The sequence below is a fragment of the uncultured Roseivirga sp. genome (assembly GCF_963973945.1).
In the GTDB taxonomy this organism is placed as follows: Bacteria; Bacteroidota; Bacteroidia; order Cytophagales; family Cyclobacteriaceae; genus Roseivirga.
In genome coordinates, this window is the sequence record NZ_CAXBBV010000001.1 from 293,402 (window position 1) to 317,806 (window position 24,405).

General features: G+C 38.0%; 23 protein-coding genes. 12 read left to right on the forward strand and 11 right to left on the reverse strand.

The window, feature by feature from the left end; translation table 11 throughout:
• Window positions 1-31: 31 nt before the first annotated feature.
• Window positions 32-1,405 (reverse strand): sigma-54 dependent transcriptional regulator, encoded by a 1,374-nt coding sequence (locus AAC026_RS01430; RefSeq protein ID WP_339694419.1) that lies wholly within the window; start codon window positions 1,403-1,405, stop codon window positions 32-34.
• A gap of 1 nt (window position 1,406) precedes the next feature.
• On the reverse strand, window positions 1,407-1,763 hold the full coding sequence (locus AAC026_RS01435) for a response regulator (protein WP_339607388.1): 357 nt from the start codon (window positions 1,761-1,763) through the stop codon (window positions 1,407-1,409).
• A 235-nt stretch (window positions 1,764-1,998) separates the two neighbouring features.
• Here AAC026_RS01435 and AAC026_RS01440 point away from each other — a divergent pair, with 235 nt between their 5' ends.
• On the forward strand, window positions 1,999-2,598 hold the full coding sequence (locus tag AAC026_RS01440) for a hypothetical protein (protein ID WP_339607387.1): 600 nt from the start codon (window positions 1,999-2,001) through the stop codon (window positions 2,596-2,598).
• On the opposite strand, the gene AAC026_RS01445 is transcribed toward AAC026_RS01440, so the two are convergent.
• The 6 genes from AAC026_RS01445 to rho all read right to left on the reverse strand — a co-directional run bounded on the left by AAC026_RS01445 (window position 2,584) and on the right by rho (window position 10,467).
• Complete coding sequence (locus AAC026_RS01445; protein WP_339607386.1) at window positions 2,584-4,122, reverse strand: GH3 auxin-responsive promoter family protein; 1,539 nt, start codon at window positions 4,120-4,122, stop codon at window positions 2,584-2,586. The two genes, AAC026_RS01440 and AAC026_RS01445, sit on opposite strands and share 15 nt — an antisense overlap.
• A 640-nt stretch (window positions 4,123-4,762) precedes the next feature.
• Window positions 4,763-5,260, reverse strand: coding sequence for a response regulator (locus AAC026_RS01450; protein WP_339694421.1), 498 nt, complete (start codon window positions 5,258-5,260; stop codon window positions 4,763-4,765).
• Between the two features lie 100 nt (window positions 5,261-5,360).
• Window positions 5,361-5,747, reverse strand: a complete 387-nt coding sequence (locus AAC026_RS01455; protein ID WP_339694423.1) for a response regulator — start codon at window positions 5,745-5,747, stop codon at window positions 5,361-5,363.
• Window positions 5,748-5,821: 74 nt separating this feature from the next.
• A complete protein-coding gene (locus AAC026_RS01460) occupies window positions 5,822-7,873 on the reverse strand; it encodes a sensor histidine kinase (protein WP_339694426.1) in 2,052 nt (683 codons plus the stop codon).
• Window positions 7,873-8,481 carry a response regulator transcription factor gene (locus tag AAC026_RS01465; protein ID WP_339694428.1) on the reverse strand — a complete coding sequence of 203 codons (609 nt, stop codon included), beginning with the start codon at window positions 8,479-8,481 and terminating at the stop codon, window positions 7,873-7,875. The genes AAC026_RS01460 and AAC026_RS01465 overlap by 1 nt, the downstream gene beginning before the upstream one ends.
• A 312-nt stretch (window positions 8,482-8,793) precedes the next feature.
• The gene (gene rho / locus AAC026_RS01470; RefSeq protein ID WP_339694431.1) at window positions 8,794-10,467 is read right to left on the reverse strand and encodes a transcription termination factor Rho; all 1,674 of its coding nucleotides are present in this window, start codon (window positions 10,465-10,467) and stop codon (window positions 8,794-8,796) included.
• A gap of 259 nt (window positions 10,468-10,726) precedes the next feature.
• Between rho and serS the strand changes: the two genes are divergently transcribed.
• Window positions 10,727-11,998 (forward strand): serine--tRNA ligase, encoded by a 1,272-nt coding sequence (gene serS, locus AAC026_RS01475; protein WP_339694433.1) that lies wholly within the window; start codon window positions 10,727-10,729, stop codon window positions 11,996-11,998.
• 43 nt (window positions 11,999-12,041) lie between these two features.
• Window positions 12,042-12,518, forward strand: a complete 477-nt coding sequence (locus AAC026_RS01480) for a GNAT family N-acetyltransferase (protein ID WP_339694435.1) — start codon at window positions 12,042-12,044, stop codon at window positions 12,516-12,518.
• Window positions 12,519-12,553: 35 nt separating this feature from the next.
• Here the strand turns inward: AAC026_RS01480 and AAC026_RS01485 are convergent, their stop codons facing one another.
• A complete protein-coding gene (locus tag AAC026_RS01485) occupies window positions 12,554-12,856 on the reverse strand; it encodes a DUF4286 family protein (protein WP_339607737.1) in 303 nt (100 codons plus the stop codon).
• A gap of 80 nt (window positions 12,857-12,936) precedes the next feature.
• On the opposite strand from AAC026_RS01485, the gene AAC026_RS01490 reads away from it, so the two are divergent.
• The 9 genes from AAC026_RS01490 to AAC026_RS01530 all read left to right on the forward strand — a co-directional run bounded on the left by AAC026_RS01490 (window position 12,937) and on the right by AAC026_RS01530 (window position 21,082).
• Window positions 12,937-13,587: a carotenoid biosynthesis protein gene (locus AAC026_RS01490; RefSeq protein ID WP_339694437.1), complete on the forward strand. Its 651-nt coding sequence runs from the start codon at window positions 12,937-12,939 to the stop codon at window positions 13,585-13,587.
• Between the two features lie 33 nt (window positions 13,588-13,620).
• Window positions 13,621-14,076 carry a sterol desaturase family protein gene (locus tag AAC026_RS01495; RefSeq protein ID WP_339607735.1) on the forward strand — a complete coding sequence of 152 codons (456 nt, stop codon included), beginning with the start codon at window positions 13,621-13,623 and terminating at the stop codon, window positions 14,074-14,076.
• Window positions 14,077-14,976, forward strand: a complete 900-nt coding sequence (locus AAC026_RS01500) for a MerR family transcriptional regulator (protein ID WP_339694440.1) — start codon at window positions 14,077-14,079, stop codon at window positions 14,974-14,976.
• 246 nt (window positions 14,977-15,222) lie between these two features.
• Window positions 15,223-15,732, forward strand: coding sequence for an RNA polymerase sigma factor (locus AAC026_RS01505; protein ID WP_339607733.1), 510 nt, complete (start codon window positions 15,223-15,225; stop codon window positions 15,730-15,732).
• Window positions 15,733-15,745: 13 nt separating this feature from the next.
• A complete protein-coding gene (crtI, locus tag AAC026_RS01510) occupies window positions 15,746-17,221 on the forward strand; it encodes a phytoene desaturase family protein (RefSeq protein WP_339694443.1) in 1,476 nt (491 codons plus the stop codon).
• Window positions 17,222-17,250: 29 nt separating this feature from the next.
• Window positions 17,251-18,084 carry a phytoene/squalene synthase family protein gene (locus AAC026_RS01515; protein ID WP_339694446.1) on the forward strand — a complete coding sequence of 278 codons (834 nt, stop codon included), beginning with the start codon at window positions 17,251-17,253 and terminating at the stop codon, window positions 18,082-18,084.
• 75 nt (window positions 18,085-18,159) lie between these two features.
• A complete protein-coding gene (locus tag AAC026_RS01520) occupies window positions 18,160-19,005 on the forward strand; it encodes a 4-hydroxy-3-methylbut-2-enyl diphosphate reductase (RefSeq protein ID WP_339607730.1) in 846 nt (281 codons plus the stop codon).
• Window positions 19,006-19,028: 23 nt separating this feature from the next.
• Window positions 19,029-19,715, forward strand: coding sequence for a fatty acid desaturase (locus AAC026_RS01525; protein ID WP_339694449.1), 687 nt, complete (start codon window positions 19,029-19,031; stop codon window positions 19,713-19,715).
• A gap of 80 nt (window positions 19,716-19,795) precedes the next feature.
• Entirely contained in the window at window positions 19,796-21,082 is a 1,287-nt protein-coding gene (locus AAC026_RS01530) for a hypothetical protein (protein ID WP_339694452.1), read from the forward strand.
• A 50-nt stretch (window positions 21,083-21,132) separates the two neighbouring features.
• On the opposite strand, the gene AAC026_RS01535 is transcribed toward AAC026_RS01530, so the two are convergent.
• Window positions 21,133-21,807, reverse strand: a complete 675-nt coding sequence (locus AAC026_RS01535; RefSeq protein WP_339607724.1) for an ABC transporter ATP-binding protein — start codon at window positions 21,805-21,807, stop codon at window positions 21,133-21,135.
• A gap of 143 nt (window positions 21,808-21,950) precedes the next feature.
• Window positions 21,951-24,356, reverse strand: coding sequence for an ABC transporter permease (locus AAC026_RS01540; RefSeq protein ID WP_339694456.1), 2,406 nt, complete (start codon window positions 24,354-24,356; stop codon window positions 21,951-21,953).
• Window positions 24,357-24,405: the final 49 nt, after the last annotated feature.

Sequence of the window (24,405 nt, forward strand, 5' to 3'; positions counted from 1 at the left end):
CCTTTTCTGTTATCGATTTGTTTACTTTTCTTTAAAGGTTAATTCCGTAAGCTTTCAGTTTATTATAGAGTGTTTTTCTATCTACTTTAAGCAAATCTGCCGTTTTGCTCTTGTTGTTTTTAGTCCGTTTCAACACTTCCAATATTGCTCGTTTTTCAGCCGCCTCTGCTACCGACTTTAAGTCTGTGGGCACTTCTCCATTGAAAGACACCTGCAATGATGAGTCTATTTCAGATAGATCTGGGGACACAATTTCTTGTGGCAAATGAATGGTTTCTATGAGGTCTCCTTGACAAAGTAAAACTGCCCTTTTTACCACATTACTCAACTCTCTCAAGTTTCCATGCCAAGGGTATTCTCTCAGTTTTTCCTTGGCTTCATCTGTAAAACCCTCGACTTCTTTATCCAACTGCCTATCGGCCATAAGTAAGAAGTGTTCGGCATAAACAATAATATCGTCTGGTCTTTCCCTTAATGGGGGAACTTCTATTCTAAATTCATTCAATCTATGGTAAATGTCTTCGCGGAATTTACCCTTTTTTACCATTTCCTTTAAATTCTCATTCGTGGCCACTACCAGTCTAACATCTACTTCTACTTCTTTTGTAGCTCCTAAAGGTTTCACTTTTCTTTCTTGGAGTACTCGTAAGAGTTTCACTTGGTTCTCATAAGTGAGGTTTCCTACTTCATCTAAAAAGAGTGTTCCACCATTGGCCAATTCAAAGCATCCTTTTTTGTCAGCAATTGCTCCAGTAAAAGCACCTTTTTGGTGACCAAAGAGTTCGGAACCAGCTAAATCTTTTGGCAACGCACCACAATCAACGGCCTGAAACGACTGATCGGCTCTTTTGCTTTTTTCGTGAATAGCGGTGGCTACAAACTCTTTCCCAATGCCTGTTTCACCCATAATAATCACCGACATGTCTGTGGGGGCTATCAATTCAATATGTTTGGCTAAAGTTTGAGCGGCCATGCTAACGCCTTCTACAAATTCATTCCTGACTTGTTTCTTTTTAATTCTTGCTCTAGGATGGTTTTCTTCCAGCTTTTGATTCAGGGCACTCTGAATTGTCAAAAGAATTTCGTCTGGATACAAAGGTTTGGTAACGTATTCAAAAGCTCCTCTTTTGAGGGCTTCTACCGCCACACGAACATCGGAGTAGCCAGTAATAATGATTACCTGAATATTGGAATCTATGATCTTAATCTTTTGAAGAATTTCAAGTCCCGAATAGTCTGGCAACTTGAAATCACAAAGCACCAAGTCTACCTGATTGGTCTTTAGCCAATCTTCAGCCTCCTTTCCACTGTTTACAACAAAAGCTTCATACCCCTTTTTAGAAAGATATTTTTGGAGGAGCAGGCATATATCCTGATCGTCATCAATTATTAAAATTTTTTCCATTTTACTTTTTTACAGTATTTAGTATCGACTGCTTATTGAAAGGTTTGTGAATAAAATCGTGGACACCAAAAGCTTTGGCTCGACTTAACTCTTCATGCCCATCATGCGCACTTATTATTATTATTTTGGCATTTTTGGCCTTCTCTTGGATTATCGGCACCAGATCGAAGCCCGTTCCATCCGGAAGGTTCAAATCCAAAAAATAGTAGTCATATATTTTATTTAAAAAGTCTTCCCTTGCGGTAAGCATTCTATCAAAGTAGGTTGTGTTAAGCCCTTCATTTTGTAAAAATTTTGACACCATGTGCCCAATAAATTCTTCATCGTCCACAATTGCCACACTCTTCTTTTCTTCCATGGTTCTCTTATGCTGTCTGAATATATCCCTTGTTGGGGAATAAACTACACAGAATATTTATTAAAGTCTAGTAATGCTCACTTTGTTCACAACGGCACGAAGTTTTCTCTATAAATGGATAAAACGAGCTTTAAAAGGAGTGTCTGAATTAACAGAATTTGCAAATCGGGCAATCGAAGCTCAAAATTAAATGGATATCGAATATTGACGATATGCTTTTACTAACACAAAATTTATGGAATCATTACTGTTGAATACATTTGGCTGGAGAAAAAAAATTCCAGAAGAAATTAGAACCCCCACACTTATTGCTCTTTCGCATTACCCAGAGCTTAAGGGTATCAAAATAGAGTTTCGATTTGCTCAAAACAAAAGCAAGTCAGTTATGAGCGCTCGGCCGTCTTTCCGTTCGGTGTTTAGCATTTTAGAAGAGCGTACTTATGTAATTTACGTGAGAAGAAGATTTAACATTGATGGCAAGCTAATGCAAATTGAAGAGCTTCCTCAAACCATTTTGGTAGGCTGGATTGGCCATGAGCTTGGTCATATTATGGACTATAAAGATCGTTCGGTGCTTTCCCTTTTGGGTTTTGGGCTTGGTTACCTTATTTTAGGTAAATATATACGAGCAGCGGAAAGAAGGGCAGACGAATTTGCTGTTCGACACGGTTTAAGGGCTGAAATATTAGAAACTAAGAACTTTATTCTTAACAATACACACTTACCTGAGCGCTACAAGAATAAGATCAAAAGGCTCTATCTATCGCCAGAAGAAATTATGGAAATAGTGAATACTGATGAGAAGGAAATTCCTAAAAAATTAGCTGCGGTTTGATGAAATAAACTTTAAAAAGTCTTTCATTTCGCTCTCCCCCATCATTTGAGGGATCTTAATTTGCCCTCCTTTTTTCTTGGTCTGTTCTGCCCAATCGTAAAAGACCTCAGGAGCTATCAGTTTAACCTTAACACCCTTTAAAGCTTTACTTCTGGCTACTCCGTAGTTTTTATTTGCAGCCTTCAAAGCATCATCTAAGGCCTTGGCTAAAGCTTCTTCTTTTAAATTAGAGCCTTCTTCTGTTCCAATTACCCATTGGTGATAGAAATCTCCATCGTATTTAACTGCTGCTACAGTAAACTCTGAAATTGATGCGTCAAACTCTTCTTCAAGCTTGTGTATGGCATCGGTCATTTTATTTACTGAAAGTTGCGAACCTACTACATTCAGAAAAAACTTTGTCCGACCTGTAATCTTAATTTCAGCCTTTTCTTTATTGGTAAACCTTACTGTATCACCAATGCTATATCGCCAAGCGCCACTTACTGTAGAAATCAGCATTGCATATTCATTCCCCTCTTCTACCTGAGCTAAACTAAGGGCAGGCGCATCTTCTAATGGTGCTCCTTTGTCATCAAAGTATTCGGGCTGAAAAGGAATAAACTCAAAGTAAATTCCGCCATCATATGCTAACTGCATCGACATATCGTCATTAGGATTTACTTGAAGTGCAATAAAGCCTTCTGAAGCCAAATAGGTATCTAAATAGAGCAATGGGTGATCAAGTAACTTTTCAAAGCTCTCTTTGTGTGGCTCAAATGGGACTCCTCCCGTAGTAAATACAGAAAGGGAGGGCCATATTTCATGAATGTTTTTGAGATTATTATGCTCAATTACTTTCTTAAGCATAAGCTCAATCCAAGAGGGGATTCCAGAAAGTGCTCCAATATCCCAATCTGGTGCTTGTTCGGCAATACGTTGTACACGTTCATCCCAGTCTTGAATCTTGGCTATTTCTTCTCCGGGTTTATAGTAGCCTTTAAACCAAAACGGGATATTGCTGGCACTTATTCCACTAATTTCTCCCTCAAAATGGCCTTCTTTTTCTTCAAGCTCGGTACTACTGCCCAGCATAAGTATTCCTTTTTGAAAAAACTCATCGGGCAGGTCATATCCAGAAAGGCTCATAACCTGCTTAAGCCCCGTGGCTCGAATTGCTTCGATCATTTCATTTGTAACGGGAATACGTTTGCTTTCTGCCCCAGTTGTTCCAGAACTAAGTGCAAAATACTCGGGGCTACCAGGCCATGTAACATCGGGAATTCCCTCCACAGTCTTATGCCACCATTCCCCAAACATTCTATCATAGTCAAAACATGGAATAGACACTCTGAATGACTTAGTGAGGTCTTCCGATTTCAGTATTTCATTGAACTGATATCTTTTACCAAAATCAGTGTCCTTAGCCTTTTCAAGAAGGTTTTTTAACACTTCAGCTTGCGCCTCAATTGGGTTTTTATCTTCCTCAAAAATTTCGTTGGCGACATCAATTGATTTCTTAATTAGCTTTCCTAGTAGTGGCATTTGGCTCATTTAAACGATTAATGAACTGATGATTGCAAGAGTTTTGCCATTATTCAAACTCATTGGCTTTAAATAAAAGAAGCCACCCGTATGGTGGCTTCGTAGATTGACTACACCTCAACCAAATAGTCGTCTACCGAAAGTTTTAATATTGATAATATAATATTACCAATTCAACATAATAATAAATAATTAAATTTATAAAAAAATTCTTACGATTTCTTTACATAAATCATATTACTCTAAAGTTAGTCTCTTAAAGTTTCTTTGTAAATAGACCTTTAGGTCTAACCTAAGCCACTGCTTAAAAGCAAAACTGCTGAACAGAGAACCCCAGTAGGATTCTCTGTTTTAAGCAGCTCAAACAAGAACACCCACATCCTGAATTTGAACAGATATAGTCCTAAGACTATTCTTTTTCAAATCTAAATGCTTTATAGCCCGTGGTAAATAGACCTCATGGTCTAAATTCAATTTTTGAAAGAATGATTCTGTACCTATATGTAATTATCACTCTAGTGATATTAAATCTTTAATTGATTTTTATTTTGAAGTACCCAGTTTAACAGAGAGTGTGTTGTTCGTGGTAGTTTAAGCTTTACACAGATATTATGTCTGTGATTTTTGATGGTACTCCCACTTAAATCAAACATTGAAGCCATTTTTTTGAGGTACATCCATTCGCAATTTCCTTTAAAATTATCTTTTCCATTGGAGTAAACTCTGGGAGTCTCTTTGTTTCAGTTTTGCTGGTTTCCACCAATGGTTTATAATTCTTGAAGGCCGAGTGTAATGTGGTTTCTAACGAGAAAAACTCATATGGTTTGATTAAAAAGGCAAATGGGCTAGTGGCTTTTACTTGACTAATGGATGCATTATCTATAGAGCCAGAAAGGTAAATGAATGGAATATTAGAGTTCTGTTTGATATACCTGGCAACGTCAATTCCTGAGCGCTCTCCTTCTATATGAATATCAAGGGTAACAAGGTCTGGGGAGTAGGTTTTAAAATAGGAAATTGCTTCGTCATAAGATCTTGCAACAGGGCAAGTTTCATAGCCAGATGACTGAAGCGACTCGCAAAGACACTCTGCAACTTCTAAATTATCTTCAACAACTAGTATTCTTTTCTGTTTCAAAATAAGTTCGTCTAATCAACAATCATTAATGATGAAAGTTGGTATGTTAAAACTACACTTACATTTAAAATCAGTAAATAGACCTTTAGGTCTAAATTGGTCAGCCAAGAATGAGATTTACCAGATCAACAAGCTCTTGATTAACAAATGGTTTGACAAGATAAGCTGTAGGCTGAGTTAGCTCTGCTTGATGCCTGATTAATTTACTACCCAAAACGGTGATATAAACAATTGGCGTATTAAAACGAGAGCGAACCCATGCAGCAAATTCAATCCCCGTCTTCTTTCCTTGAAGACGAATATCAATAATTACTAAGTCTGGTTGGTGTGTATTGTATGATTCTATGGCGCTATTAAAGTCAAAGACGGGCTCGAGTGGACAAAACCCTATACTGGCTACAGTCATAGCAATATCATCGGCAATGATTACTTCATTTTCAACGACAAGCACTTTTTTAATTGCCGACAGGGTTTCTGTTCCGACCATAACCGCAAATCTATTGCTAAGCAACAGATAGGTAAATAGACCACAAGGTTTATATTATTCTAAGAGCACTTTCTTTACTGATTTACAAACTCACTTTGAGTAAAGTGAATTTCAAAAATTGCTCCATCCTTATATTCGTATTCGTAATGACCATGAAGCTGAAGTGCCAATCGACCAATGAGCCAAATACCTGTGCTTTTGGCGGTTTTCACATCAAAGTTTGCTGGTAATCCAGGACCATTATCTTTAAAGGTCAATACATTCTTTCCATTTTCTTCCTTAAGGTCAACCTGTATTTTAAGCAAACCATTTGGCTGAGAGGCGTATTTAAAGGCATTTGTAACTAACTCGTTTGCAATAAGACCCATCGGAACCATATTATCAATATCTAAGGTGTAGTTGGGGTCAATGTCCATTTTTACCTCAGAGGTTTGGCCTTCAAAGGATTTCTGAATTTCATTGATAAGGTTTTGCAGATATTCGGCTAAATGTATAGTCAAGCCTTCATTGTCGTAAAGCTGGCTATGGATCAACGCCATTGATTTTACTCTGCTTTTACCTTCTGAAATAAGTGCTTTTGTAGCTTGGTCGTCTACGCCTTTAGCTTGTAGTTCAAGTAAGCTAGAAAGGATTTGAAAGTTATTTTTTACTCTATGATGAATTTCGGTCAGAAGAAGTTCTTTTTGATGTAGCTCGTTTTCTACTTGGTCGCTTTTAACCTTAAGTAATTCAGCTAGCTTCTTTTGTCGAATAAAACCATAATAAATAATAATGGCCACTATGAGAATAGCTACCCCCACAATAATGACCATAAGTTTTGAACGCTTTTGAAGCGTAGTCTCATACCGAGACTGTAAAAGCTTTTCTTCATTCTTTAAACTATCTGTGATCTGCTTCTGACGAAAATCATACGATAACTCGAGCTCTTTTACTTCTCTAATTTTCGCTTCACTAAATAATGAATCTCTTAAGGCTACATAAAAATTAAGGTACTTATAAGCATTCGTATAGTCTTTTTGCTGGCGGTAAACATCATTCAAAATCCACGCGATGTCCATTTGATCTTTCTTCTTACCAAGTTGTTCCCAAATATTATAGCCTTTTATAAAATAGGGTAAAGCTTTTGGGTCGTTGCCTACATTACTCCAGTAAGAACCTTGAGCTACACTCACTAATCCTGTAAAATCTGGCTTGTTGATTTCGGGTAGTAAAATTTCTATCTGCTCCAAATAGTATCTGGTACTATCATATTGCTCAGCATCTCGATACGTATCAGCTAAATGTTTGTAGGCAAAAGCTTTACCGTAGGTGAAATTTGCACGTTTGGCATATTCTACTGATTGCTTAATTACTTCTTTTCTTCTGTCAAAAGAAACACAATTGCAGAGTGAGTAAACACTAGCCAAGTTGTTAGACCAAACATTTAGTCGTCTATTATCTCCCTCGGGCTTTAGTATCTCAATAATTTGATTGATGCGCTCGGCACTTTTATCATATTCACTCAAGGAGTAATATATAAATGACTCTCGATTGAGAATATCAATAATTACCGATTTATTATCGGGGGTGCTTTCAGCTAGAATCTTACTCTTGTTCAGCTCTTGGAGTGATTGAGAGAAAAGGGATAAGTGATTGTAAACTGAAGAAAGCAACAGTCTTGCCTTAATAAGAGAAACTGTATCATGAGCAACTTCCGCTAAAGTCAATAACCTCTGCGCAAAATATTTTGTGCTGTCATAGTCGTTTTGTAGCTGTTTTGCATAGGCAACTCTATAGGTTGCTTCAGCCATGTTAGCAGTGTCACCTTGATCTGTATATATATCTAGAGCTCTTTGTGCATGTGTTTGCATTTCTAAGCCATCAAAACTCGATACCAAAGCTAGCTTGTATTCAATATCTGCCACTCTCCGGAAGTCCTCTAACTGCTCCGCCAGTATGATTTGTGCAGAATACAGCTGAACTAGACTGTCTTCAGATTTAGTTTCACTAACAATCAGTTCTAGGCTATCAAGTTTTGTCTTTAAGTTATCTTGAGCAAAGGGCTTAAATGGGAGCAAGACTAAAACTCCAATAATGGCAACATATCTAAGTACTAAATGGCAGAAGTAGTGAGGGGTCATGGCCATTAAATATACTGATTATTCTCCATTACCCATTTAAGAAGCGAGTGGGTTCCAGATGGCAAGTCGAGCTTGACACATATATTATGACGATGATTTTTGACTGTGCTCTCGCTAATAAACAATTGTTCTGCAATTTCTTTTGTAGAGAGGTTTTCAGATATTTTTCGTATCACTACCTTCTCCATTGCTGTAAGATCAGGAATTTTTACACTGTCGATATTTACTCTTGTTTCTGAATAGCGTCTTTGGTTGTTAAAGGCAATTTCAATCGCTGTCATTACATCTTTGGCACCATATGGCTTAACCAAATAAGCGTAAGGCATGGTGTTTTTTGCCAGTTCCAAAGTTTTAGCATCGGTATGCGAAGACAGGTAAATGAAAGGAATATTTAAATGCTCTTGAATGTACTCTGCTACGTCCATCCCAGTTTTTCTTCCGCCTAAGTTAATGTCCAAAATGGCTAGATCTATTGGCTCATTACTCAATACCTCTATGGCTTGTTTATAAGAAAGGGCAGGTTCCATCGCTTCATAGCCAAGTTTGTTCAAAGTATTGCAAAGATCGTCTGCAATAATCACCTCGTCATCTACAACCAAAATCCTTTTCTTCATGGTTATTTAATCAACAAGTATTACTTCTTTCTCCATATTATAAGCACAAAATATATAGGTATCATTCAGAACTGCTCAAGTTAAACATTCTAACCGCTCCATAATTGAGATCAAGTATTATTTAATGCCTTCTCAAAACAAAACAGAGAGATGGAATATTCATTGAGAAACAACCGAATACGCTCACAAAACCTAAAGTAAAGTTTTGGTAGTGATACATTTATGATTGTAAGGTCAGTTTTAAAGCTAGCACATAAAAAAAGCGACTACCATATCTGATAGCCGCTTTTTCTAAAATTTTACTTGAATGGTTTATCCGTTCATAGAAATCAAGAACTCTTCGTTGTCTTTCGTTCCTTTCATTCTGTCTAATAAGAATTCCATGGCTTCGATTGAGTTCATGTCCGACATGAATTTTCTCAGAATCCAAACGCGTTGTAATTCCTCTTTGCTCATCAATAGATCTTCTCTTCTTGTACCAGAAGCAGGAACATCGATAGCAGGGTAAACACGCTTGTTGGCCAACTTTCTATCCAGTTGAAGTTCCATGTTACCCGTACCTTTGAATTCTTCAAAGATTACTTCGTCCATTTTAGAACCAGTTTCGATTAGAGCAGTAGCGATAATTGAAAGCGAACCTCCGTTCTCTACATTTCTAGCAGCACCAAAGAATCTTTTCGGTCTGTGGAGTGCATTGGCATCAACACCACCAGAAAGAATTTTACCTGAAGAAGGCACAACGGTGTTATAAGCTCTGGCCAAACGGGTAATTGAATCCAAAAGGATAACTACGTCATGACCACACTCTACCATTCTTTTTGCTTTTTCTAACACGATATTAGAAACCTTCACGTGCCTGTCGGCCTGCTCATCGAAAGTAGAAGATACTACCTCAGCTTTTACGCTTCTGGCCATATCTGTAACCTCTTCAGGTCTTTCATCAATCAATAAAATGATCAGATAAATTTCAGGGTGGTTCTCAGCGATCGCGTTAGCAATTTCTTTTAACAAAACAGTTTTACCTGTTTTAGGTTGCGCTACAATCATACCTCTTTGTCCCTTACCAATTGGAGCAAACATGTCCAAAATTCGGGTTGAAGTAAGGCTTGGCTTAGTACTTAAATTGATTTTCTCTTCAGGGAAAAGAGGAGTTAAGTATTCGAAAGGAACTCTATCACGAATTTCCTCAGTAGTCTTTCCATTTACAGACTCTACTCTTAACAGAGCGAAATATTTTTCACCTTCTTTCGGAGGTCTGATTTGGCCTTTTACAGTATCCCCTGTTTTTAAACCAAACAATTTGATTTGAGAAGGCGATACATAAATATCGTCTGGGCTAGCCAAGTAGTTGTAATCTGAAGATCTTAAGAAGCCGTAGCCATCTTGCATAATCTCCAAAACGCCTTCGCTTTCAATTAAGCCATCAAAATCCTTAATGCTCTGATTGTACTGCTGTTTGTTATTTTTTCTATTGTCTCTTCGATCACCGTTTTCTCTTCGGTCGTTATTTCTTCTTTCTGGCTTTGCATCTCTAGCTTCGCCTTCTTGTTGCTCACCTTTTTCTTCTTGCTCACCACCTTCATTCTCTGAAGATTTTGGTTGAGCATCTTTATTTCTATCAGGACGTGGTCTTGGACGAGGTTTTTCCGCTTTCGCTTCATCATTCGCTTCTCCCGTGTTTTCAGACTTCTTAGGAGCCTCTTCTTTCTTCACATCAGTTACGTTTTCACGCACCACTCTTTTTTGAGGTCTTTCAGTTCTCTCAGGTCTTTCTTTTTTCTCTTTAGGAGCTTCAGACTTAACCTCTTCTGTTTTTGTAGTGGATTTTTTCGGCAACGCCTCATCTGGGGTTCTGGCCTGCTGATCGAGAATAGCGTAAATAATTTCTTGTTTTGCGAGCTTTTTGTAGTTCTTCAAGCTCATCGCTTCTGCAATTTCTTTCAATTCTGAAAGCAGCATTAGCTTCAATTCTTCAATGGTGTACATAGATTTATACTTTGGGGAATCCCTTATCCGAATGGGTGGGAGTTAATTAAAATTAATGAAATAATTATTTGAGTAATTCAAGAGATGATGTGCAGAAAAAGATCACTCTCATCCTAGGAACATGCAATTATAGAGCATCTCTTGCTACTTATCAAACATTGAACGGTAATTTTCACAAAAAGGATATACTTAGCAGGTTTCGCACCCGCTTTTTTAGAGGAATTGATTTACTTTGCCACCGTAAACGAATAATTAAGTCATGCTGCAAATCAGCCAGATAGTAACGGAAAAAGAAAGGGTAATAGAGGGATTGAAAAAACGCAATTTCCCCAATGTTGAACAAGTTTTGGATCAAGCCATTGCGCTTGACGACAAACGTAAATCGTCTCAACAAAACCTAGATTCCAATTTGGCAGAGGCTAACGCACTTGCTAAAGAAATTGGCGGCTTAATGAAAGCTGGAAAACGCGAAGAAGCCGAGGCCATTAAAGGTAAAACTGCCGACCTAAAAGCCGCCAGCAAAGAACTGGCAGAGGTGAAAGATCAGGTAGAAAAAGAGCTTTTGGCTCTATTATATACCATTCCTAACGTGCCACATTCTTCAGTACCAGCAGGAAACTCAGAGGAACACAACGAAGTTCTGGACACGGTAGGAACCACTCCAAAACTACATGATAAAGCTGTGCCGCATTGGGATTTAATTAAACAATACGACATTGTTGATTTTGAACTGGGCATTAAAATTACGGGTGCGGGTTTCCCTGTATATAAAGGAAAAGGAGCTCGTTTACAGCGCTCTTTGGTGAACTTCTTTTTAGATGAAGCCGTAAGCGCTGGTTATTCTGAAGTGCAGCCTCCAATAATGGTAAATGAAGCCTCTGGTTATGCCACAGGTCAATTACCAGACAAAGAGGGACAAATGTATCATGTAGGAAATGAGAACTTATATCTGATTCCTACTGCCGAAGTGCCTATTACCAACTTATATAGAGATGTAATTGTAAATGAAGATCAGTTGCCAATTAAGCATACCGGTTTTACACCTTGTTTTAGAAGAGAGGCCGGAAGCTGGGGTGCTCACGTTCGTGGGTTGAACAGGCTCCATCAATTCGACAAAGTTGAATTGGTACAAGTATGTAAGCCTGAAGACTCTTACAAAGCACTTGATGACATGTGCAAACATGTTGCTGGCTTGTTAGAAAAACTTGGTTTACAATACCGAATTTTAAGACTTTGCGGTGGCGATATTGGTTTCACTTCTGCTCTTACCTTCGATTTTGAGGTATATTCTGCTGCACAAGAAAAGTGGTTAGAAGTAAGTTCAGTAAGTAATTTCGAGACTTTTCAGGCCAACCGTTTAAAGTTGAGGTATAAGGATGAAGATAAGAAAACTCAGCTTTTACATACCTTAAACGGAAGTGCCCTAGCACTGCCAAGAATAATAGCTGCCATTTTAGAGAACAACCAAACTCCAGATGGTATCAATATTCCAGAAGTACTTGTGCCATATACTGGCTTCGGTAAAATTTAATTTGAAATACAATGGGGCTTAGGCCCCATTTTTTATACCTATCATGAGTATTATCATCAGAAAAGGAACCCCAAACGATTTAAATCAAGCTTTTGAACTTGTTCAAGAATTGGCAGAATACGAAAATGCACTTCATGAAGTAGAAAACTCTGTGGAAAGAATGATGGAAGATGGTTTTGGTAAAAAACCCATCTTCGAATTTTTTGTGGCCGAAGAAAACGGAAAAATTGAGGGCACGGCTATTTTTTATTATCGCTATTCTACTTGGAAAGGCAAAGCCATTTTTCTTGAAGACTTGGTGGTTAGAAAAGCCAAACGAGGCGCAGGCATTGGTAAAAAGCTTTTAGATGCCATCGTTCAAGAAGCCAAAGATGTAGATGCCCGCCAAGTGATGTGGCAGGTGCTCGACTGGAACGAACCCGCCATTAACTTCTACAAAAAACTAGGAGCCGACTTAGACGAAGAATGGATCAATTGTAAGCTAGAGCTTAAGCAGATTCAAGAGTATAAGATGGGGTAAAAGGGTAAAAGAGGATTTCTACCTTTTATACTCAATCACTCCACCTCCTGAAGTAAAGTTCTAAAGGCAGCGAATTTACCAGGAAAGGCTTCTCCTGCTTTTTGCTGAAGGCCAGGGGCGTGTTGACCAAGGTAAGCTTGTAATTTGCTATGATCTTCCGCAAAATATTGAATGCTGTAAGACGAAGACTCCTCTTCTTCTCTCATCACTTTAAAAAATTTATACTCAACAAAAGCACCTGTAGCCATTACTTCGGGAATATGAATATCGCGCATCCACACTTTCCAATCTTCCTCTACAGTTTTTTCAATTGCTACGGTAACGTTGTATAAGATCATAAATATTAGTTTTACTGCAAATCTAAAACAATCTGCTTGAACCCTAAAACAATAAGCGGTTCATCAAGTTTTTCAAAATCATGTTAAAACAACTTCTCTCTACAGGTCGTCAAAATCAACGTATTGCTTTTTTTCTCTTAATAGCCATGCACACTGCTGGGGTGCTAGGTTTATATTTTGAAGAAAGTAGAGCACTTTTTCAGTCGCTTACACCTTTTAACCTACTTCTTACAGCCGCCATTATTTTTCACTTTGAAGAAGGTAAGAATATCAAATACTTCATCTTCATTATTTTCACCTTTCTATTCGGTTTTTTTATTGAAGTAGCAGGCGTTAAAACAGGAGCAATCTTTGGCGAATACGCTTATGGTCCAACTTTAGGTTTTAAGCTTTTTGATGTACCCCTTATTATTGGGCTTAACTGGGCCATACTAATTTACATTACGGGAATTTTCAGTAACAAGCTATCTAGCAGCCTTTGGCTACGCTGTACTCTTGGAGCAGCAATGATGATGGTACTCGACCTATTAATTGAGCCTGTAGCTATACGTTTTGACTTTTGGCAGTGGGCAGGTTCAATCATTCCCGTTCAGAATTACCTAAGTTGGTTTTTAGTAGCTTTTCTGCTCCATTTCATTTTTCAAAAACTAGACTTTTCCAAAAACAATCCACTTGCAATAAAGCTTCTTATTATAGAAGTAGCTTTTTTCGTAAGTCTTAACCTAATTTAAAATTCTGTTGAACAAAGCATCAAACATTGAGTTATGCCGCTAATGATTAAAGCTATGTTGTGGTTATTGGCTGGTTTCATTTTAATGGAAGCTTTCTCATGGTGGATTCACAAGTATATAATGCATGGGGTTTTATGGAAAATTCACAAAACCCATCATCAACATACAAAAGGCTATTTCGAATTAAACGACCTTTTCACACTCATTTTTGGAGGTACAGCCGTAGTGCTCATCTTCTTAGGAGTTGAAAATTTGGATTACAGGTTTTGGTTAGGTTGTGGAATCAGTTTGTATGGAGTACTGTACTTTATTTTACATGATGTGCTCATACACAAGCGACTGAATTTGCTAGGAAGACCAAAGTCGAAGTATTTAAGAGCCATTGCAAAGGCACACAGGGCACATCATAAATCGAAAGAAAAGGAAGACGGAGAATCTTTCGGACTTTTTATGATCCCAAAAAAGTATTTTAAAGAAGGAGATATTTAGGTGGCGAATTATTCAATTAAAGATTTAGAACAACTGTCGGGTATTAAGGCGCATACCTTAAGAATCTGGGAACAACGCTATGACCTAATCAACCCAAAGCGCACAGAGACTAACATTCGGTTCTACGACCAAGATGATTTAAAGCTAGTGCTGAATGTGTCATTATTGAAAGACAATGGCGTTAAAATATCTAAGATTGCTGAAATGACACGTGAGGAGCTGAATGAAGCTATTCTCAATATTTCTGAAGAAAACACCAGTTTTGCCGATCAAATTTATGCCCTTACCCTCTGCATGATTGATTTAGATGAACAGGGTTTCGAAAAAATAATTAGTTCTAGTACCCTTAAATATGGATTTGAACGAACCATGATGGGTCTGGTCATTCCATTCCTATCTAAAATAGGAGTGATGTGGCTTACAGACTCTATAAATCCAGCCCAAGAACACTTCATCAGTCATCTGATTCGCCAGAAAATTATGGTGGCCATAGATGGTGAACCAGCCAACACCAACAGCTCTGCTAAAAAATACATGCTCTTTTTGCCCGAGGGCGAACTTCACGAACTAATCTTGCTTTTTGCTAATTATCTCATCAAATCTAGAGAAGGGAAAGTAATTTACTTGGGGCAAACATTACCGCTTGATGACTTAAAAATGGCTTATGAGTTATATGAGCCCGAATATCTTATCACAGTGCTTACAGGCAAGCCAGAAGGCCTAGGTGTTACCCAGTATCTTGAAAATCTCTCCACCATTTTTCCTAAATCAGAAATCCTTGTGAGCGGTAGACAAGTGGTAGGACAAGACCTTGAATTGCCTGAGAACGTTCTGTGTATGGCTAGCCTAAATGACCTTATCAACTTTGTGGAAGAAAATTCCACACCCTCCACCCCATAGGAGTAATATTCTCCACAACCCAAATCACTTTTAAAAATAGTTCTCTTTCTATCAGAATTATTCTTAAATTAAATAAGCCAACTCAAAACACTTCTTTACGATCTCTCAGAGCATTTATCGCTGCTTTTGAACGACCCTATGTCTAAATGTTAAACTTTATTTAACATCTGTTTTCAAAAGCTTCATGATTTTTGTTTGAATTTTGTTTAACGTTTAACCATATTTGTTCAACAAAACTAAATTACCATGACAGTTCTTGAATACAACCATGAGATCGGGCTTATGACAAAGTCATTAAAACCCTTCGCATTAAAACTTACTCGAGACTCAGAAGATGCGAATGATCTACTACAAGAAACCTTGATGAAGGCTTATAAGAATAGAGAAAAATTTTCAGAAGGAACAAACCTCAAGGCATGGTTATATACTATCATGAAAAACACCTTCATCACCAATTATCAAAGAATGATGAGAAGGGGTACTTTTATTGACACCACCGACAACCTTCACTTTATTAACACCTCAGGCAGTAGAGTTGAAAACAATGCCTATAGCGAGTTTGCTCTAACAGATATAAACAACTCCATCGATCAGCTTGATGATGTTTATAAAACGCCTTTCATGATGTATTTCAGAGGGTTTAAATACCAAGAGATTGCCGATAGAGAGCAAATTCCGATTGGAACGGTGAAAAATAGAATTCACATTGCCAGAAAACTTTTGAAAGATAAATTAAGGACATATAAAACACGTTAGTTAAATAGCCTCTATGAAAAAAGGCGAAGTGGTAGTTATAGGTGCTGGTTTTGCAGGTTTTTCTGCAGCCATTTGCCTGGCCAATAAAGGCTTTAACGTTAAGATATTAGAAAAGAACCCTACCATAGGAGGACGAGCCCGACAGTTTACTGATTCGGGCTTTACTTTTGACATGGGGCCAAGCTGGTATTGGATGCCCGATGTTTTCGAGTCGTTTTTTAATCAATTCGGAAAAACTACAGCCGACTATTACGAACTCATTCGGCTCGACCCTTCCTATCAGGTCATTCATGGCAAGAATGATTACATGCCGATTCCCGCAAACATGCATGAACTCGAGCGGCTATTCGATTCGATTGAACTTGGTGCTGGAGAGCAACTTCGAAAATTCCTTAAAATAGCCGAGTACAAATATGAAGTCGGTATCAACAAGTTTGTTTACAAACCCAGCCGTTCCATTCTTGAATTTGCGAACCCAAAACTGGCCGTTGATGCAGTGAGGCTTCAAATATTTCAGTCCATGGCCAAACATGTTCGCAAGTTCTTTAAGAATGACAGACTTATACAGCTTATGGAGTTCCCTGTGCTCTTTTTAGGCGCATTGCCCGAAAACACTCCCGCTATGTATAGCTTAATGAACTATGCCGATATGGCTTTGGGTACTTGGTATCCGAAAGGCGGCATGTTTAAAATTATAGAAGCGTTAGAAAGCTTGGCCAAGGAAAAAGGGGTTGAAATATTAACAGACCACGAAGTAACCTCTATTAATTATTCAGGGAAAAGAGCCACAAGTGTAAGCACAAACCATGGTGATTTTAAATCGGATGTTGTAGTAGCCGGTGCCGACTACCATCATGTGGATAGCATGCTGCTCGATAGCGAAACCAGAAATTATGATGAGACTTATTGGGACAAACGCGTAATGGCGCCAAGTTCACTGTTATACTATGTGGGTGTGAACAAAAAACTAGAAGGGCTCCTTCATCACAACCTGTTTTTTGATACAGATTTTGCCCCGCACGCTCATAACATTTACACTGATCCAAAATGGCCAGAAAAGCCGCTTTTTTATGTTTCGGCTCCCTCAAAAACAGATAATACAGTGGCCCCAAAAGGCTGTGAAAACATTTTTATGCTTATTCCTGTAGCTCCTGGCTTAGATGACACCGAAGACATAAGAGCCCACTATTTCGACCTAATGTTAGAGCGGATGAAGGATAGAATGGGCCTTGATTTCAAAGAAAATATAGTATTCAAGCGATCTTTTGCGCACAAAGACTTCGTAAATGATTACAACGCTTTTAAAGGTAATGCATATGGTTTGGCCAATACTTTAAACCAAACCGCAATTTTAAAACCGCAGTTGGCAAACAAAAAGTTAAACAATCTGTTTTACACCGGCCAACTAACAGTTCCCGGCCCCGGAGTACCCCCCAGCCTGATTTCGGGACAAGTAGTGGCAAAAGAAATTATAAAGGACTTCGGTTAAGGTGTCAATGAATTATGTAATTTGAATTAATGGAATTATTTGATCAAACCACAATGGAGTGTAGCAAGCTGATTACCCAGCGATATAGCACCTCTTTTACTCTTGGGATTAAAACCCTTGACAAAAAATTCCACATGCCTGTTTATGCCATTTATGGCTTTGTGCGCTATGCAGACGAGATCGTAGACACATTTCACAACTACGATAAAAAATCACTTCTTCAGAATTTTAAAAAAGAGACGTACAAGGCCATTGAAGATGGCGTAAGTTTCAACCCTGTTTTGAACTCCTTTCAGCTTGTGGTGAACAAATACAAAATTGATCACAGTTTAATTGAGGCGTTTTTACATAGCATGGAGTTAGATTTAGAAGAAACTACCTACGACCAAACTGGCTATAATGAATACATATATGGCTCTGCCGAAGTGGTGGGGTTAATGTGTTTGAAAGTTTTTTGTGAAAACAATCAAATCTTATATGATTCTCTAGTAGCACCTGCAAAAAAACTAGGGGCAGCTTTTCAAAAAGTAAATTTCATCCGAGACATTAAAAGCGACTATGAGGAAAGAGGAAGAGTTTATTTTCCGGGAGTTGACTTTAATGAGTTCACCAAGCTGACTAAGGATGAGATTGAAGCAGATATTCAAAAAGATTTTGATGACGCGCTCGAAGGCATTTTAAGTTTACCAAAGGGCGCCAAACTAGGCGTGTATCTGGCCTACAGATATTACTTAAAGCTCTTCAGAAAAATAAAAAGTTTACCAGCTTCGCGCATAAAGCAAGAAAGAATACGGATTAAGGACAGCATGAAGATGCGAATTCTTCTGATGACCTACTTTCAGCATAGAATTAACATGCTCTAAATCCGACCTCCTCAAAAAAACGTATAAATATCACAAGTTTAAAAACAATATAGTTAAACACTGGTTTGTGATCGCATGTTTGACCTAACTGTAGAAATCGACCCTAATTCAGGTTTTTGCTTCGGAGTAGTTTATGCCATTGAAATGGCTGAAGACATTTTGGACGAAACAGGTATGCTTTATTGTTTGGGCGACATTGTACACAATGACGAAGAGGTAAGGCGATTGGAATCAAAGGGGTTAAAGATTATTAATCACGAAGAATTTAAGCATATCAAAAATGCATCTGTATTAATTCGAGCGCATGGCGAACCTCCTTCAACTTACCAGTTGGCGCTAGAAAACAACATTGAACTGATTGATGCTTCGTGCCCAGTAGTTTTAAAACTTCAGAATAGAATTAAAAACTCGTTTGATAAGGAAGAAAAGATTTACATCTATGGCAAACATGGCCATGCAGAAGTAGTAGGGCTTTTGGGTCAAACAAATGAAGAAGCCATAGTTTTCCAAAACCTAGAAGAACTTGATTTGGCTACTATGCCTAAAGAAATAACCCTCTACAGCCAAACCACAAAAAGCACCGATAGTTTTTATGAAATCAATAAAGTATTGGCTGAAAACGGAATTAGGGTGAACACAAATGATACGATTTGCCGCCAAGTGTCTAATAGAGATAAAGAGCTTAGGGATTTTGCCAAAAACTACGATAGAATTGTGTTTGTAAGCGGCACAAAATCTTCAAACGGAAAGGTGCTTTATAATGTATGTTTAGACCAAAACCCAAACACCTACTTTGTTTCTTCGGTTGCCGATTTGAAAGCAGAATGGTTTAGTAAAAATGAGCGTGTTGGAATTTGTGGAGCTACCTCCACCCCAATGTGGCTCATGCAAGAGGTTCAGCAACACTTGCAACATCTCTAACTGAATATTCCTTTCTTTGTAGTATGAATAGCATCAAGAATCATTTTGGGGTGATTATCGCGCTAATCATTATTATGGCTTGGGCTGTCTGTCTTGTATTCGCCCTAAATTTAAATATTAACTTTTCCTCCCCATTTACCTACCTATTAGTCTTTCTTCAAATGCATTTATATACGGGGCTTTTCATTACCGCTCACGATGGCATGCATGGTACGATTTCTAAGAATAGACAAACCAATAAGCTAATAGGCACTGTAAGTGCTTTACTTTTTAGCTTCAACTTCTATCATAAGCTTTTCCCCAAACACCATGAACATCATCGATATGTGGCTACGGATAAAGACCCTGATTACCACCATGGTGGTTTTTTCCCTTGGTACTTCAGCTTTCTAAAGCAGTACGTCACTTGGCAGCAAATTGTATTAATGGCCATTAGCTTTAATGTGTTGAAACTTTATTTTCCCGTAGAAAACCTGACTCTTTTCTGGATGTTACCTGCCGTACTTTCTACTTTTCAGCTTTTCTATTTCGGCACTTACTTACCCCATAAAGGCCATCACGAACCTGAAAACAAACACTTTTCGCGAAGCCAAAGTAAAAACCACCTATGGGCCTTTTTAAGCTGTTACTTCTTTGGTTACCACTATGAGCATCATGATTCCCCAGGAACACCTTGGTGGCAATTGTATAAGGTGAAGGGAAATCTCTAAGCAACAAGCTACATTCATTAGATATAAAAAAGTAGACATTGAGAATTTAGCATATCTTGAATCCATAACTTAACGCGACTATGGAAGCAAATCCATTCCCTTTGATCTTAGAGTTTGATCAAGTCGACCTGACTGACCTCAAGGTAGCCGATGTCAAAAGTCTCCTACCAGCCACTTCATTTGATTCCATAAAGCAAAAACTAAAAAACGGAGATATTAAGATATTTGTGAATCAAGATATACCTCTTGAAAGTTTTGAAGAAAGTTCTTCTATTTTAGAAAGAGCAGTATATGTATCATTAAATACTATTCCCCTAATCTTACTTTTAACAATTTTTGCCAGTGCCTTAATTATAAGTCCATGGAGCTTACTTGCTTTGCTTTGTTTCCCAATAGCTCTTTTAGCGACACCTTTCACCTATAATTACAGACATTTAGTTTATAGCATACTCTTGGCCGCCTTAGTTTATTCAGTAATTATTGAATCAAATTTAAATCTAGGGTTAAATATCCTCACTCTTCTATTCACCTTAATTTGGTTTCATTATCGTGATCAGAAAAAAGTAGATGTTATACTGAGGTCAGTTTTAGAAAATGAGCATGTTTTTTTAAATGCCTTCTTAAGTAACAAAGTTATAATAGCCAATAATGACAGAATTTTCAACTCTATTGATCTAGCAGAGGAGGTTCTAAAAAAACACCTCTTGGAGCAGCCAAAGGAACTTTCACTTGATGACAAACTATTCTTTTGTAAACAATGTACAAACCGAGCATTTGATAAGTATAGTGGGGTTGTTTGCGGCTTAACTCGAAAAAAGCCTACATTTATTGCTGACTGCCCTGAATATAGTCTGAACAAGGACTATGGATTGAAAGAAGCTCAAAAATATCATAGGCGAGAAAATTTAAACAGTAAAGCCTTATTTTCAACAAGGCTTTCATTCATACTAATTGATATAATCATTATTGGAACAACCCTCTCTGCATTGAGTGTCATATTCAAAAATGAACCACTAATATTTCTTAATTCTGGATCGGTTTACTTGTTGTTGGAATCCTTTGAAGGAGCACCATATTTTCAATACTTTATGTTGCCGGTGTTATTACTCATTTTTGGTTTTCTCGCTAAGCTAAAGCTCAAACAAGCGCTACTAATCACAACGATTATAATAAGTATTGATACTGTTATGCTAATTTTCTATAAACAGTTTTTCTATGAGCCACATATCCGAATAGCGTTAGTAATGGCAATTGGAAATGGATATCTTAATATTGAAAATGCCAAAACGTATTCAAAAAATCTAGCAGGCTCAAATGCTTTTTTAAGGTCTTATTTTAAAGAAGTAAACGATGAATCTAAGAAATAAAAAAAGCTACACTTAGGTAGCTTTCAATTTCAAAGGGCGACCAATAACAATTAATGCGTATCATCTGTATCAATAGCACCATCCACAATATTGATGGTTCGTTTGCCATACGCGGCATTTTCTTTGGAATGTGTTACTTGAACAATCGTCATTCCTTCGCTATTTAGTTTTTGAAATAGCTTCATGATTTCTTCAGCTTGGTCGGAATGTAGATTACCAGTTGGCTCATCGGCCAATAGCAATTTGGGTTGCCCAATTAGCGCACGCGCTACACCTACCAACTGCTGCTGCCCACCTGAAAGCTGCTCTGGGAAAAGGTCTTTTTTCGCCACCATTTGGAAGCGATCAAGCATTTCAGCTACCAAGCTTTTTCTTTCCGCAGATTTTACTCCTTTATACAAAAGTGGTGTTTCTATATTTTCGTAAACCGTAAGTTCATCAATTAAGTGATAGGCCTGAAAAACGAATCCGATATGGTGTTTATGAAGTTCGGAGCGTTTTCGTTCTTTCATTTTATGGATAGGCTCATCCAAAAAGTAGTACTCACCCTGAGATGGCTCATCGAGCATTCCGATAATATTCATTACCGTAGATTTTCCTGCGCCACTAGGGCCCATTATGGTAACAAATTCGCCTTGCTTTATTTCTAGATCGATACCCTTTAGAATAAAGGTTCTTTGATATTTTGAATCGACAAATTTATCGACATCGTTTAGTTTAATCATTGCGGTTGATTTAGATTCTGACCTTTCTGCATTTACCAATTAACATGCCAAGGCCTAATTTATTCATACTAAGTAGTTAAGCAAAATAAACATCTTTAAATGTGTTCATTACCGATCACATACGTTCGATTTTGACACTCAAATCAGTCAATTCGTAGCGCCTTTACAGGGTTAGACCTTGCTGCATTTAGGGTTTTATAGCTAATTGTTGTTAGCGCAATCAACAATGCACCTACTCCTGCTAAAAAGAAAGTTATAGCTCCTACGTTGACTTTGAAAGCAAAGTTTTGAAGCCACCAATCTGATAGTAAATAGGCAGCTGGCGCAGCAATCAAAAACGCCACTAAAATCAAAACAATAAAATCTTTAGACAGCAAAAGAAGCACTTGGGCCACCGAAGCGCCCAACACTTTTCTTACTCCTATTTCTTTAATGCGCTGCTCAGTAGCAAAAGACGCTAGACCAAATAATCCAAGGCAAGCAATGATAACTGTAAGTATAGCAAAGAAAATCACCACCTGACTGAGTTGCTCTTCTGATTGATAAAGTTGATTTAAATCATCTTCTAAAAATGAATATTGAAAAGGTTGTTGAGGAGCAAACTGTTCCCAAGTAGTGCGGGCAAATTCAATGGATTCCGCCACTCTATCGGGTCTTACTTTGACATAAATAAAAAGGTTGGAACCGTACAAAGTCCCATACATGGTTGCTTCTGTTTTACGTTGCAGGGGCTCGAAGTTAACATCAGCTACCAAACCAATTACTCTTTTGTTTACCCAGTTTTGCCCCTGACTAATTTGAATAATTTTACCAACAGGATCTTCAAGTATATTGAGCTCTCTGGCTGCTTGCTGATTTAACAAAATGCTCTGTGTAGAATCGGTTGGTATGCTTTTGTCGAAGTCGCGGCCTTTCAGAATCTCAATACCGAAAGTATTCATGTAATCGAAGTCTGTACTAATACCTGCCAAATTCAGCTTGCCTTCATCGTCTATCACAGTTTCAGACTTTATAAAGATAATGGGCCTTAAGCCTCCTGGTTTACTCATAGAAGAGGTTACACTTTCTATGGAAGGGTTTTTCATCAATTCATTCTTGAAAGCGTTGAGTTGAGGTGTTACGGCATTTCGGGCATTTGAAATCACCAACATGTCCTTCTTCTGAAACCCCAAGGACTTATTCTTCATATAAGTCAGCTGATTATAAACTGTATAGGTGCCTATCATCAACATAATAGAAATGGCGAACTGAAAAATGACCAATCCTTTTCTTAAACTTCCTGAGCTGTTCATTCCTGGCGAAAGTTTGCCCTTGAGCACTACCACTGGTTTAAAGGATGAAAGAAAAAGGGCAGGATAAATACCTGAACCAAAACCAATAAGCACCACCACAGCTAGCAATACAGCAATAACCTTAAGCTGAAATAGCATATCGATAGTTAGCGCTTTACCTGTGAAATCTGCCATTAGGTTAATTGTAGCCCCAATAACAGCGATGGATAGTAAAGCGGAAATAATAGCTAGCACCACAGACTCACCCATAAATTGAGCAACCAATTGCTTCTTATAGGCTCCAAGCACTTTTCTAACACCTACCTCTTTTGCTCGTTTGGCAGATCGGGCGGTGGCTAAATTCATATAATTGATTGCTGCTATTAAGAGGATGAAGATGGCAATGGCAGAAAAAACATAGACTACATCCGTACTCCCATTAGGCTTCATTTCATTTCTCAAATTTGATTTCAGGTGAATGTCCGTCATAGCAACCAAAGTTGGGTTAACCATAATACTGTTACTTTCTTCTACATACTTCGCCTTCAAATCAAGCATTTTCTGAGCTACCAACTCTGCCGATTTTGGTGAGTTAAGCTTAATGTAGGTAAATGCTCCTCCTGCATTCCAGCTATTGAGGCTTGTAGGGTTGTTTGGGTTACGGAGCGTTTCTATAGAGAGTAATAAATCAAAATTCATATGTGAGTTGGCTGGCACATCGGCCATTACCCCGCTCACCAAATAGCGGGCATCATTGTTTCCCTTCAAGGTTAATATTTCTCCCACTACATCCTTTCTGCCAAAAAATCGCAAAGCAGACTTTTCTGTAAGCACTGCCATTAGTGGCTCATCCAATACCTCGGCTCGGTCTCCATGAATCAGTTCAAAATCAAAAAACTCGAAAAAGGTAGAGTCAGCATAAAAAGTACCCTCAACGGGATACAGCTCATTGCTTACTTCAAAAATTTGTTGTTGGCCATTCCCCGTTAATCGCGTAAAAGCTGTTACCTCTGGCACCTCAACTACCAATGAAGGACCAATGCCGCTTGGCCCATTTGGGTATTTGTATTCTCCACTACTTAGTAATAATGCATTATCTACTCTGTAAATAAGGTCAGAGTCTTTATGAAACCGATCGAAACTGAGTTCGTACTGAACGACCAAAAAAATGAAGAGAAAGCAGGTGATGCCCAGCGTTAAACCAAAAATGTTAATGCCCGAATAGCCAGGGTTTTTCAGAATACTTCTAACAGCTATTTTTAAGTAGTTTTTAATCATCTTGCCGACTTTAACAGTTAAGTAACTGAGTTTGAACACTCTTCTTGAA

Excerpts from the sequence above, each read along its gene's own strand:
- AAC026_RS01540 (WP_339694456.1), bottom strand. The coding sequence starts at position 24,356 with ATGATTAAAAACTACTTAAAAATAGCTGTTAGAAGTATTCTGAAAAAC.
- AAC026_RS01530 (WP_339694452.1), top strand. The coding sequence starts at position 19,796 with ATGGAAGCAAATCCATTCCCTTTGATCTTAGAGTTTGATCAAGTCGAC.
- AAC026_RS01460 (WP_339694426.1), bottom strand. The coding sequence starts at position 7,873 with ATGGCCATGACCCCTCACTACTTCTGCCATTTAGTACTTAGATATGTT.
- AAC026_RS01455 (WP_339694423.1), bottom strand. The coding sequence starts at position 5,747 with ATGGTCGGAACAGAAACCCTGTCGGCAATTAAAAAAGTGCTTGTCGTT.
- AAC026_RS01505 (WP_339607733.1), top strand. The coding sequence starts at position 15,223 with ATGACAGTTCTTGAATACAACCATGAGATCGGGCTTATGACAAAGTCA.
- AAC026_RS01480 (WP_339694435.1), top strand. The coding sequence starts at position 12,042 with ATGAGTATTATCATCAGAAAAGGAACCCCAAACGATTTAAATCAAGCT.
- AAC026_RS01435 (WP_339607388.1), bottom strand. The coding sequence starts at position 1,763 with ATGGAAGAAAAGAAGAGTGTGGCAATTGTGGACGATGAAGAATTTATT.
- AAC026_RS01430 (WP_339694419.1), bottom strand. The coding sequence starts at position 1,405 with ATGGAAAAAATTTTAATAATTGATGACGATCAGGATATATGCCTGCTC.
- AAC026_RS01525 (WP_339694449.1), top strand. The coding sequence starts at position 19,029 with ATGAATAGCATCAAGAATCATTTTGGGGTGATTATCGCGCTAATCATT.
- AAC026_RS01515 (WP_339694446.1), top strand. The coding sequence starts at position 17,251 with ATGGAATTATTTGATCAAACCACAATGGAGTGTAGCAAGCTGATTACC.
- AAC026_RS01465 (WP_339694428.1), bottom strand. The coding sequence starts at position 8,481 with ATGAAGAAAAGGATTTTGGTTGTAGATGACGAGGTGATTATTGCAGAC.
- rho (WP_339694431.1), bottom strand. The coding sequence starts at position 10,467 with ATGTACACCATTGAAGAATTGAAGCTAATGCTGCTTTCAGAATTGAAA.
- AAC026_RS01490 (WP_339694437.1), top strand. The coding sequence starts at position 12,937 with ATGTTAAAACAACTTCTCTCTACAGGTCGTCAAAATCAACGTATTGCT.
- AAC026_RS01520 (WP_339607730.1), top strand. The coding sequence starts at position 18,160 with ATGTTTGACCTAACTGTAGAAATCGACCCTAATTCAGGTTTTTGCTTC.
- serS (WP_339694433.1), top strand. The coding sequence starts at position 10,727 with ATGCTGCAAATCAGCCAGATAGTAACGGAAAAAGAAAGGGTAATAGAG.
- AAC026_RS01485 (WP_339607737.1), bottom strand. The coding sequence starts at position 12,856 with ATGATCTTATACAACGTTACCGTAGCAATTGAAAAAACTGTAGAGGAA.
- crtI (WP_339694443.1), top strand. The coding sequence starts at position 15,746 with ATGAAAAAAGGCGAAGTGGTAGTTATAGGTGCTGGTTTTGCAGGTTTT.
- AAC026_RS01535 (WP_339607724.1), bottom strand. The coding sequence starts at position 21,807 with ATGATTAAACTAAACGATGTCGATAAATTTGTCGATTCAAAATATCAA.
- AAC026_RS01445 (WP_339607386.1), bottom strand. The coding sequence starts at position 4,122 with ATGCCACTACTAGGAAAGCTAATTAAGAAATCAATTGATGTCGCCAAC.
- AAC026_RS01440 (WP_339607387.1), top strand. The coding sequence starts at position 1,999 with ATGGAATCATTACTGTTGAATACATTTGGCTGGAGAAAAAAAATTCCA.
- AAC026_RS01495 (WP_339607735.1), top strand. The coding sequence starts at position 13,621 with ATGCCGCTAATGATTAAAGCTATGTTGTGGTTATTGGCTGGTTTCATT.